We start from the raw sequence: 12,723 nt of genomic DNA on the forward strand, positions 1-12,723 counted from the left end.
ACTGACCGCATCAATAGCAGTCAGTTTTTTATTATTTTACATAGTTTTCTTTAACAACTGTTGCACAACGCTCACATAATGTTTCATGTTCAGCATCTTTACCAATTGTTTCTGAAACTACCCAACAACGTTCACATGTTTCACCAGTTGCTTGAACAACAACAACCGCTGTATGTTCATACTTCGGTGCATCTGCTGGCGCTTCATCCATCATACCACCAAGTTTATACTCAGAAACGATGAATAATTGCTTTAAGTCTTCGCTAATAGACTCTAACATAGCTTTCATTTCTGCAGTTGGATATAGCGTAATGCTTGCATTTAGTGACTTACCGATTACTTTTTCATTACGAGCTACTTCTAGTGCTTTTAACACGTCATCACGTAATGTCATAAATGCATCCCATTTTGTTTTTAACGCTTCCGCGTCATCTAATTGTACAGCTTCTGGCATATCAGTTAATTGTACACTTTCTTCTGTTACGCCTGGAATATATGGCCATACTTCATCAGCTGTGTGCGGTAAGATTGGTGTTACAAGTTTCGTTAACGCAACAAGAACATCATATAATACAGTTTGAATTGCACGACGATCTTCGTGGTTTGCACCTTCAATGTATAAAATGTCTTTTGCAAAGTCTAAGTAGAATGAACTTAAATCAATTGTACAGAAGTTATGAATTGCATGATACACAGCAGCGAAGTCGTATGTCTCATATGCTTCTTTAACTTTTGTAATTAAGTCATTTAATTTTACTAACATGTAACGATCTACTTCACGAAGTTCAGCTACAGCTACTGCATTTTCACTTGGCTTAAAGTCGTCTAAGTTTCCTAATAAGAAACGGAATGTGTTACGGATTTTACGATACACTTCTGCTACTTGTTTTAAAATATCATCTGAAATACGTACGTCAGATTGATAGTCAACAGAAGATACCCATAAGCGTAAAATGTCTCCGCCTAATTGATCCATGATTTTCTTCGGTACGACGATGTTTCCAATCGACTTACTCATTTTACGTCCTTCACCATCTAGTACGAAACCGTGGCTTAGTACGCCTTTATATGGAGCTTTACCTGTTACAGCAACTGCTGTTGATAATGAAGAGTTAAACCAACCACGATACTGGTCAGATCCTTCTAAATATAAATCAGCTGGACGCTGTAAATCTTCGCGCTCTTCTAATACCGCTTGGTGAGAAGAACCTGAATCGAACCATACATCCATGATGTCTGTTTCTTTACGGAATTCACCATTTGGGCTACCTGGATGTGTAAATCCTTCTGGTAATAGATCTTTCGCTTCACGCTCGAACCATACGTTAGAACCGTGTTCACGGAATAAATCTGCTACATGGTTAATTGTTTCATCCGTAATAATTGGATCACCATTCTCAGCATAGAATACCGGAATTGGCACACCCCATGCACGCTGACGAGAAATACACCAGTCACCACGGTCACGAACCATATTATGAAGACGAGTTTCTCCCCATGCTGGTACCCATTTTGTTTCTGCTACAGCTTCTATTAATTCTTTACGGAATGCTTCAATAGATGCAAACCACTGTGCTGTCGCACGGAAAATAATTGGTTTTTTCGTTCTCCAATCATGTGGGTATGAATGTGTAATGAATGTTAGTTTCAGTAACGCGCCTACTTCTTCTAATTTTTCTGTAATTGGTTTGTTAGCTTTATCATAGAATAAGCCTTCAAATCCAGGTGCTTCATTTGTTAATACACCTTTATCATCGACTGGGCAAAGTACTTCTAATCCATACTTTTTACCAACAACGAAGTCATCTTCCCCGTGTCCTGGTGCTGTATGAACACAACCTGTACCTGCATCTGTTGTTACGTGATCTCCTAGCATAACTAATGAATCACGATCGTAGAATGGATGTTTTGCAACTGTATACTCAAGTTCGCTACCTTTTACTGTTTTCACAACTTCAGCATTTTCCCACTCTAACGTTTTTGCAACTGTCTCAAACAGCTCAGAAGCAATGATATATTTCTCATCATTTACTTTTACAATGCTATATTCAAGCTCTGGATGAACAGAAATACCTAAGTTTGCAGGTAATGTCCAAGGTGTTGTTGTCCAAATGATGTACTTTTCATCACCTTCTAATACGTTCTTTCCATCTTTTACAGGGAATGCTACGTAAATAGATGCTGATTTTTTATCTTGATATTCAATTTCAGCTTCCGCTAAAGCAGATTCACTCGTTGGAGACCAGTAAACTGGTTTTTGACCTTTATAGATATAACCTTTTTTCGCCATGTCACCAAACACTTTAATTTGTTGTGCTTCATAAGCTGGCTCTAAAGTAATATATGGATTATCCCAATCTGCACGTACACCTAGACGCTTAAATTGTTCACGTTGACGTTCTACTTGTTCATATGCATACTCTGCACATAACTTACGGAACTCAGCAACTGTCATTTCTTTACGTTTTACACCTTTATTTGTTAAAGCTTGTTCAATTGGTAAACCGTGCGTATCCCATCCCGGAACATATGGCGCACTAAAACCAGTCATTGATTTATAACGAACAATAAAGTCTTTTAATACTTTATTTAATGCATGTCCCATATGAATGTCACCATTCGCATATGGAGGTCCATCATGCAATACAAATAAAGGACGACCTTTTGTATGTTCTTGTACTTTTTCGTAAATATTCATTTCAGCCCATTTTTCTTGCATTGCAGGCTCACGTTTTGGTAAATTCCCACGCATTGGGAACTCTGTTTTTGGCATCAGTAATGTATTTTTGTACTCCATGCTCAATTCCTCCTTACATGTATAAAAGAAATACTTAAAAAACGGAATAAAAAAGAGACCTTCTCATCCCCAAAAGGGACGAGAAAGTCTCCCGCGGTACCACCCTAGTAGATTATATACATATGTATAGAATCCTCTTTATATTCTTAACGCGAATACACGCCTACGCTTACTCTATTTGTTCAGCGCGGAACTCCAGGGTGATATTCCCACTATCTCCTTATCCTGAGCTTACACCATCCTCAGTTCGCTATATAAGGTTTGAAAAGGTACTTATCCCTATCTTCGTTTTTCTTAATAAATATGTTGTTTAAAATTATATGTAATAATGAGAAAAACGTCAAGCTTACACTGTTTCTTCTTTTTTCAACAGTTCATCTACTTCGTCTTCTAATTCAATTAGTTTATCCCAATCATCGTTGTTTAACATCTCAAGCTGTGTTTCTAATAACATACGGAAACGAGTTCGGAATACTTTCGCTTGTTTCTTTAGCTCTTCAATATCAAAAGCAACTTTTCTTGATTTTACTAATGCTTCGTTAATAATACGATCAGCATTCTTTTCAGCTTCACGCACAATTAATTTCGCTTCTTTTTGCGCATTACGTTTTACTTCTTCCGCTGCTTCTTGTGCAACAACGATAGATTTGTTTAACGTATCTTCAATATTAGAGAAATGATCTAACTTCCCTTCTAACTGCGCAACTTTTTCTTCTAAAGCTTTTTTCTCACGAATGACCAATTCATAATCTTTGATAATTTGATCAAGAAACTCATTTACTTGATCTTCATCATAGCCACGGAATCCGCGACCAAATTCTTTGTTATGAATATCTAATGGTGTTAACGGCACAACGCCACCTCCAAGTAGTTATCTAAATTTCCTCTTTCAATTATATCTTTTCTTCGACAAAATAGGAGGATTTCCTTCTAAAAAACCAATCATTTTAGTATACCATACAAAATTCTCCATTTGTCGCGTTTTGTTCTACCTTCTACAGAAAATAATTTACTTCGGCCATATCCTCTAACAGAAAAAACATCTCCTGGATAACATTCATAAGAAGTTTGCTCCACTGTTTTCCAATTGACTTTTACTAAACCATTTTTTATGAAAGGTTGTACTTTCTGTCTAGATAAATGTAACATTTCAGCTAACATAACATCTAAACGAAGTGAAGAAACCGTTCCAGATTTCTCTCCCCACGTTTCATGTATCTGTAGAATTTGTTCTCCTTGCACTGACGCTAAAGAGACTTTTACTTTCCCTATTGATTGTAAGTTCATCTCAATATACGATACAATTTCTTTCGCAACTACAATTTGGGCACGATTTTCTTGCAGCAAAATATCACCACATTTTTCTCTTGTTAAACCAAGAGACATAAATGTACCTAATATTTGCCTATGTTCTAGCGTATAAAACTTGGAAGGATAGTCAATTTCTAATACTTCTACTTGAAATTCTTCTTCATTTAATTCTAGATAGTCTGGATAAATAAGTGCTCTTTTACGCTCTGCATTAGGCGTTGCACCACCAAATTGCACAGCAACATCACCTTGTCCTATTACCATAGAAACAATTTGTTGTTGCCTAGGATCGAGAAAATCCGTTAACTTCACTTGATGGTACTCCGCCGCTCGCTTCCACTCTAGCACTTTATCCACAAAGACCTCCTCATCAGGCCTAAAATGTTCGTAGATGCTCATGTATTTACCTTCTTACTATAAGAAATAGCTTAATAAACTGAACAAACCAGTTTTAGCAAGTTTCAACGCAAAGATCGCAACGATTGGAGAAATATCAATCATTCCAAGCGGCGGAATAAAGCGGCGGAATGGTTCTAAATACGGTTCACAAATACGTGCCAGGAACTCTCCAAAAGATGATTCCTTTGCACCAGGAAACCATGATAGGAGAATGTAAATAATAAGTGCCCACGAGTAAATCTCGATAGCATAACTTAACACTATAAAAACTGTTGTCATGGCGTATTACCACCTCTTTATATTTGTTTCTTCTTCTTCACCGAATAACTCTGAAATCGCACCAACAATATCTACATTTTCAGGTGTACACATAAATGTTTTCGGCCCTATTTTTTGAATGTCCCCGCCTATAGCGTATACAGTACCACTTAAAAAGTCAACGATACGTACCGCTTGATCAGTAGACATTCTCTGCAAATTAATTACAACAGCTCGTCTACCTTTTAAGTGGTCCGCAATCCCTTGTGCTTCCGAATATGTGCGTGGTTCTAATAAAACAACTTTTGAAGATTGTTTTGCTGTTTCAATACTCACAACATTTTGCTTCGGTTGCGCTTTCGGAAACGTAACGTCTTGTTGTTCTGGTGGATCTTGCTGCTTTTTCATGTCTGTTTGCTCCTTTTCATAACCATATTGAGCTGCTTCTTTTTCTTCCGGTGTATCAAAAAAGAAGTATTTTACTTTTGACCAACTCATAATAAGATTCTCCTTCCTTTTACGCTTTTCCTACTAAAATCGTTCCCAAACGAATATATGTAGCCCCTTCTTCAATTGCAATCTTGTAATCGTTGGACATTCCCATTGATAATTCTTTACATGGCGCATGTAATAACTCTAGCTCCTGCACCTCTGTTTGCAGCATACGTAATTCCTTAAAACAGCGTCTGATTTCTTCCTCTTCTTCTGTAAATGGAGCCATCGTCATTAGTCCAACCACTTCAATTTTATCGAATTCTTGCAAACTTTGAATAAAAGAAACAACCTCTTCTATTGCCAATCCTTGCTTCGATTCTTCAGATGAGGTTTTCACTTGAATAAAGCATTTCACTTTCTTATCAGCACGTTTCTGAATTTCTTTCGCCAGTGAAAGACGATCTAACGAATGTAAATAATCAATTTCATTAATGATTTCTTTTACTTTTCTCGTTTGTAATGAGCCAATAAAGTGCCAATTAACTTTTGAACCGAAATGCTCGTATTTCTGTAAGAAACCTTCATTTCTATTTTCACCTAAATCGATAACTCCAGCTTCAATTACTTCGTTTGTTTTCTCAATCCCTACAGTTTTTGTAACTGCAACAAGTTTAATATCTTGCAACGAACGTCCAGCTCGAGCGCAAGATTCTTTAATAGCTTCGTTTACAATTACTAAATTTTCTTGTACTGTCACTTGCTTTCTTCCTCCTTAAAACCTATGAAACTCAACATTCTTCCTGTCTTACCTTGATCACGACGATGAGAGAAAAATAGTTGCTCTTCACAGCTTGTACAAAGAGATGACATTACAATATGCTCTTCTTTTATGCCTGCTTGTACACATAATATACGATTAATTTCTTTTAAATTAATTGCGTACTGCCCGTCAGAAATTTTTTGATGAGGAACAGCACCCCTAACTACTTCCTGTGCTGCTGTTAATACACGATCATCCACAACATAACAACAAGATCCGATCGACGGCCCAATTGCAACATGAATTTCATCACTTGAAATACCTTCTGCATTCCACTTTTGAATCATTTCCTTTGCAATCTCTTGTACAGTGCCTTTCCATCCAGCATGCGCAAGTCCTATCATACCATGTGATGGTGCATAAAAATAGAGCGGAACACAATCCGCGTAACAAGACGTTAACAGAACATCTTCATTACTCGTATAAATGCCATCTGTTTTTGAAATGCCGTCCTCATATGAATAGACACCACTTCCCTTTTCCTGTTGCCCTACTTTTTCAACATGATGAGCATGAACTTGTTCAGAGCAAATCCAATTTTCTAATGGTTTTTGTAACTTATTTGCTAAAATGCGTCTGTTTTCATGAACGTTCTCCACGATATCATTCACATGTAATCCTAAATTCATCGCATGAAAGGAGCCCGTACTTATCCCACCATCTTTTGTCGTAAATCCAGCAGTAATGTTTCCAAGTTCTTTCCACGCTTGTAAATACAGTATACCGTCCACATATTTAAATGGTTCTCTCATAATAAAGCGGCTCCTTTTAATTAAAATAACAGAAAAAAGCATGGTACTTCCTGTCTATTTTACCATACTTTTATTTTTTCATAATCCTAACAGAAAAAAAAGAGGAATTTGTAATATTCTTTATGAAATTGTCGGTGTTTGTATTGATTTTGTTACAGAATTAACAGGATTTACTCTTACAAGTATGACATCTTCCCCAATTTTCACAATTTCCTTCCAAGGAATTACAATCTCAACATCTTTTCCAAAAATACCTAGCATACGTGTCTGTTTGGAAATAATAACAGAACAAATTTTCCCTGTGTTCATATCAATTTCAATATCTCCAATATTCCCAATCCTTTTTCCATCTGAAATATTTATAACATCCTTCATCTGTAACTCTGAAATTCGTATCACCATTTTCATCCTCTCCCTTATATGACAAATTGGAAACTGTTTCTCATATTTACAGGAAGCCACCTATACGAAATTATATGAACACTAATCCCCTACTATGAGCACAAACCATATTACATATAAAAAGGTCTCACCATAATTGGTGAGACCTTATCCTTGAATCGTTTTATTCATTTGTTTAATGGCTGACTTCTCTAAACGTGATACTTGCGCTTGGGAAATCCCAATTTCTTCTGCAACTTCCATCTGTGTCTTTCCTTGGAAGAAACGTTTTCTAATAATCATTTTCTCTCTATCATTTAAACGCTTCATTCCTTCTTTCAATGCTAATTCTTCAACCCACTGCTCGTCCTTTTGTTTTTCATCACTTAACTGATCCATAACAAAGATAGGATCTCCCCCATCATTATAAATCGGTTCAAATAATGAAACTGGATCTTGAATTGCATCTAAAGCAAATACTATCTCTTCATGAGTTACTTCTAGCACTTTTGCAATATCCATTGCTGTTGGTTCTTTTGAATTTTCTGCAATCAACTTTTCTCTTACTTGCAAAGCTTTATACGCAATATCTCGCAATGAGCGCGATACGCGAATCGGATTATTATCACGCAAATATCTGCGTATTTCCCCAATAATCATCGGCACAGCATACGTTGAAAATTTTACATTTTGGCCTAAATCAAAATTATCAATTGATTTCATAAGTCCGATGCAACCAACTTGAAATAAATCGTCAACATATTCTCCTCTGTTATTAAATCTTTGGATGACGCTCAGTACAAGACGTAAGTTTCCATTCACTAATTTTTCTCTTGCGCTTATCTCTCCACTTTGCATTTCACGAAATAATTTACGCATCTCTTCATTTTTTAATACTGGAAGTTTAGCTGTATCAACACCGCAAATTTCTACTTTGTTTCTCGTCAAAGTGTTCCCTCCTATCGGGAGTTGCTGTACAGTGTAAAGTATTTCCTTTGAAGGGGATTTTATGCATGTGGTTTTTTCACGATTTGTTATTTAAATTATCTTTCCTAATACAACTAAATAGAATAAGACCAGCCTACATAACGGCTGGTCTTATTCTTTACACCATTTTATTAAATTCTTTTCGTAATCTTTTTATAATTCTTTTTTCTAAACGCGAAATGTATGACTGTGAAATCCCAAGCATATCAGCCACATCTTTTTGCGTCTTTTCCTCTCCTCCAGCAAGCCCAAACCGAAGTTCCATAATTTGTTTTTCACGATCATTTAATTGGTGTAATGCTTTCATTAAAAGGTGACGATCTACAGTAGCTTCTAAATCTTTTGTAATAATATCATCATCTGTACCTAACACGTCAGACAATAACAGTTCATTCCCATCCCAATCAATGTTTAGTGGTTCATCAAAAGAAACTTCCGAACGATTTTTGTTATTTCGACGTAAATGCATTAAAATTTCATTTTCTATACAACGCGATGCATATGTTGCTAATTTTATTTTCTTTTCTGGATTAAATGTATTTACCGCTTTAATAAGGCCGATTGTTCCTATACTAATCAAATCTTCAATATTTATCCCTGTATTTTCAAACTTTCTTGCTATATATACAACGAGCCTTAAGTTACGTTCAATAAGTAATGACCTTGCTGCCTGATCTCCTTTTGGCAATTTATTCAAAAGAACTTCCTCTTCTTCTTTTGTTAACGGTGGTGGCAACGCTTCACTTCCACCAATATAATAAATTTCATCGGTCTTAATTCCTAATTTCAGCAATACTTTATACCAAAGGTATACTAAATAAAATTTTAATTTCATCATATTATCCCGCCTCTCATTATTAAGCAATTACCATTTTTTGTGAAATCAACATTTTTGGATGCACAATACATTGATACTCCCCATTAGTAGAAAGCTGTTGTGTATTTAATCCAATTAATACTTTGTTTACAACAATAGAACTACCTTCATGGTCAACTTGCACACTGTCAGGCTTAATTGCCCACAAAAATTGACTCTCTACCCCTACTGCACGGAAAGGAATTAAGCGTAATTTTGTCGCCCAACCAGAATCATTTTCTGGTATTTGAGGAATTTCTGTTTTGGAATAAATTTGTTCTGTTAACCAAGATGGTAAGCAATGTTCTAATGATGAAACATGCATAATCATAACGGGTGTTTTTGTTAATGGGTCATAAAGTTGGTTCCCACTGTCAATAAGACCTGCCAGTTCTAGTTCTTCTTCTGCTAATTGAATTTTTACTTTCACAATTTGATCATAGTGTATTTTCGTGACCTCTACGCTTTCAATACGCTTTTTAGAAAAATAATAAATTACTGGAAAACCAAAAATAACAAATAACCAACTAATTGGATCACCGTAAGAAATTGACTGAGATTGAACCAATCCATTTACCATTTCATTCGTTTGCAAAAAGAAATGAGTTCCAATTAATCCTCCGCCAACCATAAAGGTTACAAAGTAAAAAGTAAAAACAGTTTGTGCATAATTTCTAAATGTTGTAAACCCAAATGCTGTATACACAATAAGTAACGAGTACAGTAGTTTCATAATTGGATGTGTCATCATAGAAGCAAAAGGAGTAAAGGCAAAAATAACAATAGTTGAACCTATAAATGCCCCTAACACAAGCCTCCATTTTTTGATTTTCTTTTTTAACACGGTAGCTGTTAATAAAAGCAAAAGAAAATCAATGCAGGCGTTTAACAACCAAACAACGTCGGCGTAAACAACCAAACAATTCACCTCTTTTTTCAAGTTGAGACTAGTATAATGCATATCCAATAGGAAAGTGTGTCAATTTGCGGAGGTGTTTTTTTGTTATTTTGTGATTTCTAGACATAATCTGTCGGTAAAAAATAAAAGTACAAATTCATAGAATGATATACTCTTATTTTCACCAACAAAATATACCAAATAAAAAAAAAGACCTGCTTAGCAGGTCTTTTCCATTTAAAAAACAAAAAAGGAGCATGAAAGCTCCTTTTTTTATCGTCTACGACGGTTACGTAAAAATGCTGGAATATCGATATCATCTGAATCTGAATGACGCTCATGTACAACTGGCTCTTCACGCTTCATTTCACGTTTTACTTCACGTTGTTTTGAAGGTTGAGCTACTGGTTGTTGCTGTTGTTGCGTGTGGTTCGCATTCGGGCGAATAATTGGTTTTGGTGGTTGAGTTGCAATGCTATCATCAAAACCAGTTGCAATTACAGTTACAACGATATCATCTTTTAATCCTTCGTTAATAACAGAACCGAAGATCATATTTACTTCTGGATCTGAAGCTGAAGCTACGATATCTGCCGCTTCTTGTACTTCATATAAGCTTAAGTTAGCGCCACCCGTAATGTTCATGATAACACCTTGAGCTCCATCAATAGATGTTTCTAGTAATGGACTAGAAATCGCTTTTTTCGCAGCTTCTGCAGCACGATTTTCCCCGTTACCAGAACCAATACCCATTAAAGCAGAACCTCTATTAGACATAATTGTCTTTACGTCTGCAAAGTCTAAGTTAATTAAACCTGGCGTTGCAATTAAATCCGAAATACCTTGAACACCTTGACGTAATACGTTATCAGCTTCACGGAATGCTTCTAACATTGGCGTATTTTTATCAACAATCTCTAATAAGCGATCGTTTGGAATTACAATAAGAGTATCTACATTTTCTTTAAATGCTGCAATACCAGATGCTGCTTGCGTCGCACGCTTACGTCCTTCAAAAGTAAATGGACGTGTTACAACACCAACTGTTAAAGCACCTAATTCTTTTGCAACTTGAGCAACAACTGGAGCTGCACCAGTTCCAGTTCCACCGCCCATACCGGCAGTTACGAAGACCATATCCGCACCACGAAGTGCTTCTTGGATCTGTTCTTTACTTTCTTCTGCAGCTTTTTTCCCTACTTCAGGGTTTGCGCCTGCACCAAGTCCACGCGTTAATTTTCCACCAATTTGCATTTTTGTTTCAGCTTTTGATAGATTTAATGCTTGTGCATCAGTGTTCACAGCGATAAAGTCTACACCTTGTACACCGTGTTCAATCATACGGTTTACAGCATTGTTTCCGCCACCGCCGACACCGATAACTTTTATATTCGCTAATTGATCTTGAGTAGTATCAAACTCTAACATGTCGAAATCCCCCTAGAACCTCATTTTTCGTGTCCAATTTTAATCCCATAAATAACGGAATACACGTTTTACTTTTGACATCATGCGGTCATCATTTTGATTATTATTGTTTTGATTACGAGTTTTTTGTTTCGCGGGTTGCTGTTGTACCGGCGTTGGTGCTGGTGCTGGTACTGGTTCAAAATGCTCTTGCTTTTCCTGCACATTTTTCCCACGTAATTTAGCTTTTTGATAAGAATGTTTAATTAATCCAACTCCACTTGTATATTGAGGCTCACGCACACCAATATAATCAGGAGTTGCTACACGAACATTTTCATGTAAAATATCATATGCAAGATCAAGAACACCTGGCATAGAAGCAATTCCGCCAGTTAGTACATAACCAGAAGCCACTTGCTTTACTCCTAACTTACGCACTTCATCTTGAACAAACATTAAAATTTCCTCTACACGAGCCTCTATTATATCCGATAATTCCAACTGAGAATATTGTTCTGTTTGATCACTTCCCATAATAGGAACCGTAAACATCTCTTCTTCAGATGCTGTATCATAAAAAGCATGTCCATATTTCAACTTAATTTGATCTGCATTTTCTGTTGAAGTTTTCAACCCAATCGCAATATCTTTCGTTATATGTTCTCCACCTAATGGTAATACGCTCGTCGCTTGTAACTCTCCATCTTTAAAAATAGATAAAGTTGTAGATCCTCCCCCCATATCAACAAGGGCTACTCCTCTATTTTTTTCATCTGAAGATATAGCAACTGTTGCAGCCGCTAAAGGTTGAAGACAAATATCAACAATTTCAAGACCTGCTTTTTCTACACAACGAAGTAGGTTATGTAGTAAAGTTCTCGAGCCTGTAATAAGTGTACCTTCCATTTCTAATCTTACACCGATCATCCCGCGTGGATCGTTAATCTCGTCAAGACCGTCTACGATGAACTGTCGAGGTACCACATCAATAAACTCACGTTCTGGAGCAATTGACACAACTTGTGCTGCATCTAGAACGCGTAAGACATCTTCATTCCCGATTTCACGATCTTCATTTGAAACAGCGACTACTCCGTGACAAGGAAGTAGCTGTACCTGGTTTGCATTGACACCTACTACAACTTGCTCAATGTGGATTCCCACCATGCGCTCAGCTTGTTCAATTGCTTTTTTAATTGATCGAACAGTCTCGTCTATATCAACTATCGATCCCTTCTTTAAACCATTTGATTTTACATTTCCAACACCAATAATGTTTAAGCTGTCATTAACCATTTCACCAATGATGACTTTAACATTGGATGTACCGATGTCAAGACTAACATATATTTCATTGCTGTTCATTCTTTGGCACCTCCTTCTTTATTTATACCATACAACTCAATATATGGAACAACA

13 protein-coding genes and 1 other annotated feature are annotated in these 12,723 nt (G+C 36.4%); all 13 genes read right to left on the bottom strand.

Annotated features, from left to right (window positions below; genetic code table 11):
* Nucleotides 1-31: 31 nt before the first annotated feature.
* The gene (gene ileS2, locus N2V80_RS19470; protein WP_000455952.1) at nucleotides 32-2,797 is read right to left on the bottom strand and encodes an isoleucine--tRNA ligase; all 2,766 of its coding nucleotides are present in this window, start codon (nucleotides 2,795-2,797) and stop codon (nucleotides 32-34) included.
* Between the two features lie 71 nt (nucleotides 2,798-2,868).
* Nucleotides 2,869-3,092: a binding site (T-box leader), on the bottom strand.
* 51 nt (nucleotides 3,093-3,143) lie between these two features.
* Complete coding sequence (gene divIVA / locus N2V80_RS19475) at nucleotides 3,144-3,650, bottom strand: septum site-determining protein DivIVA (RefSeq protein WP_001131611.1); 507 nt, start codon at nucleotides 3,648-3,650, stop codon at nucleotides 3,144-3,146.
* A gap of 89 nt (nucleotides 3,651-3,739) precedes the next feature.
* A complete protein-coding gene (locus N2V80_RS19480) occupies nucleotides 3,740-4,507 on the bottom strand; it encodes a YlmH family RNA-binding protein (RefSeq protein ID WP_002098127.1) in 768 nt (255 codons plus the stop codon).
* A 15-nt stretch (nucleotides 4,508-4,522) separates the two neighbouring features.
* Nucleotides 4,523-4,786, bottom strand: a complete 264-nt coding sequence (locus tag N2V80_RS19485; protein WP_000214233.1) for a YggT family protein — start codon at nucleotides 4,784-4,786, stop codon at nucleotides 4,523-4,525.
* 6 nt (nucleotides 4,787-4,792) lie between these two features.
* Nucleotides 4,793-5,263 carry a cell division protein SepF gene (locus N2V80_RS19490; RefSeq protein WP_000119129.1) on the bottom strand — a complete coding sequence of 157 codons (471 nt, stop codon included), beginning with the start codon at nucleotides 5,261-5,263 and terminating at the stop codon, nucleotides 4,793-4,795.
* Between the two features lie 19 nt (nucleotides 5,264-5,282).
* Entirely contained in the window at nucleotides 5,283-5,957 is a 675-nt protein-coding gene (locus N2V80_RS19495; protein WP_000218007.1) for a YggS family pyridoxal phosphate-dependent enzyme, read from the bottom strand.
* Nucleotides 5,954-6,772: a peptidoglycan editing factor PgeF gene (gene pgeF / locus N2V80_RS19500; protein WP_001209006.1), complete on the bottom strand. Its 819-nt coding sequence runs from the start codon at nucleotides 6,770-6,772 to the stop codon at nucleotides 5,954-5,956. Before pgeF ends, N2V80_RS19495 begins: the two co-directional genes overlap by 4 nt.
* Before the next feature lie 120 nt (nucleotides 6,773-6,892).
* Nucleotides 6,893-7,174, bottom strand: a complete 282-nt coding sequence (locus N2V80_RS19505; RefSeq protein WP_061654426.1) for a YlmC/YmxH family sporulation protein — start codon at nucleotides 7,172-7,174, stop codon at nucleotides 6,893-6,895.
* Between the two features lie 147 nt (nucleotides 7,175-7,321).
* Nucleotides 7,322-8,101 (bottom strand): RNA polymerase sporulation sigma factor SigG, encoded by a 780-nt coding sequence (sigG, locus tag N2V80_RS19510; RefSeq protein WP_000197755.1) that lies wholly within the window; start codon nucleotides 8,099-8,101, stop codon nucleotides 7,322-7,324.
* A gap of 157 nt (nucleotides 8,102-8,258) precedes the next feature.
* The gene (sigE, locus tag N2V80_RS19515; protein WP_000976948.1) at nucleotides 8,259-8,978 is read right to left on the bottom strand and encodes an RNA polymerase sporulation sigma factor SigE; all 720 of its coding nucleotides are present in this window, start codon (nucleotides 8,976-8,978) and stop codon (nucleotides 8,259-8,261) included.
* A gap of 19 nt (nucleotides 8,979-8,997) precedes the next feature.
* Nucleotides 8,998-9,915, bottom strand: coding sequence for a sigma-E processing peptidase SpoIIGA (gene spoIIGA / locus N2V80_RS19520; RefSeq protein ID WP_000261970.1), 918 nt, complete (start codon nucleotides 9,913-9,915; stop codon nucleotides 8,998-9,000).
* A gap of 252 nt (nucleotides 9,916-10,167) precedes the next feature.
* Nucleotides 10,168-11,322: a cell division protein FtsZ gene (ftsZ, locus tag N2V80_RS19525; RefSeq protein ID WP_000888984.1), complete on the bottom strand. Its 1,155-nt coding sequence runs from the start codon at nucleotides 11,320-11,322 to the stop codon at nucleotides 10,168-10,170.
* Nucleotides 11,323-11,361: 39 nt separating this feature from the next.
* Nucleotides 11,362-12,669 carry a cell division protein FtsA gene (gene ftsA / locus N2V80_RS19530; RefSeq protein ID WP_061654428.1) on the bottom strand — a complete coding sequence of 436 codons (1,308 nt, stop codon included), beginning with the start codon at nucleotides 12,667-12,669 and terminating at the stop codon, nucleotides 11,362-11,364.
* Nucleotides 12,670-12,723: the final 54 nt, after the last annotated feature.

The organism is Bacillus sp. FSL W8-0640, assembly GCF_038007725.1.
GTDB classification, from domain to species: domain Bacteria; phylum Bacillota; class Bacilli; order Bacillales; family Bacillaceae_G; genus Bacillus_A; species Bacillus_A cereus.

Excerpts from the sequence above, each read along its gene's own strand:
- ileS2 (WP_000455952.1), bottom strand. The coding sequence starts at position 2,797 with ATGGAGTACAAAAATACATTACTGATGCCAAAAACAGAGTTCCCAATG.
- N2V80_RS19480 (WP_002098127.1), bottom strand. The coding sequence starts at position 4,507 with ATGAGCATCTACGAACATTTTAGGCCTGATGAGGAGGTCTTTGTGGAT.
- N2V80_RS19485 (WP_000214233.1), bottom strand. The coding sequence starts at position 4,786 with ATGACAACAGTTTTTATAGTGTTAAGTTATGCTATCGAGATTTACTCG.
- N2V80_RS19490 (WP_000119129.1), bottom strand. The coding sequence starts at position 5,263 with ATGAGTTGGTCAAAAGTAAAATACTTCTTTTTTGATACACCGGAAGAA.
- pgeF (WP_001209006.1), bottom strand. The coding sequence starts at position 6,772 with ATGAGAGAACCATTTAAATATGTGGACGGTATACTGTATTTACAAGCG.
- N2V80_RS19505 (WP_061654426.1), bottom strand. The coding sequence starts at position 7,174 with ATGGTGATACGAATTTCAGAGTTACAGATGAAGGATGTTATAAATATT.
- sigE (WP_000976948.1), bottom strand. The coding sequence starts at position 8,978 with ATGATGAAATTAAAATTTTATTTAGTATACCTTTGGTATAAAGTATTG.
- ftsZ (WP_000888984.1), bottom strand. The coding sequence starts at position 11,322 with ATGTTAGAGTTTGATACTACTCAAGATCAATTAGCGAATATAAAAGTT.
- ftsA (WP_061654428.1), bottom strand. The coding sequence starts at position 12,669 with ATGAACAGCAATGAAATATATGTTAGTCTTGACATCGGTACATCCAAT.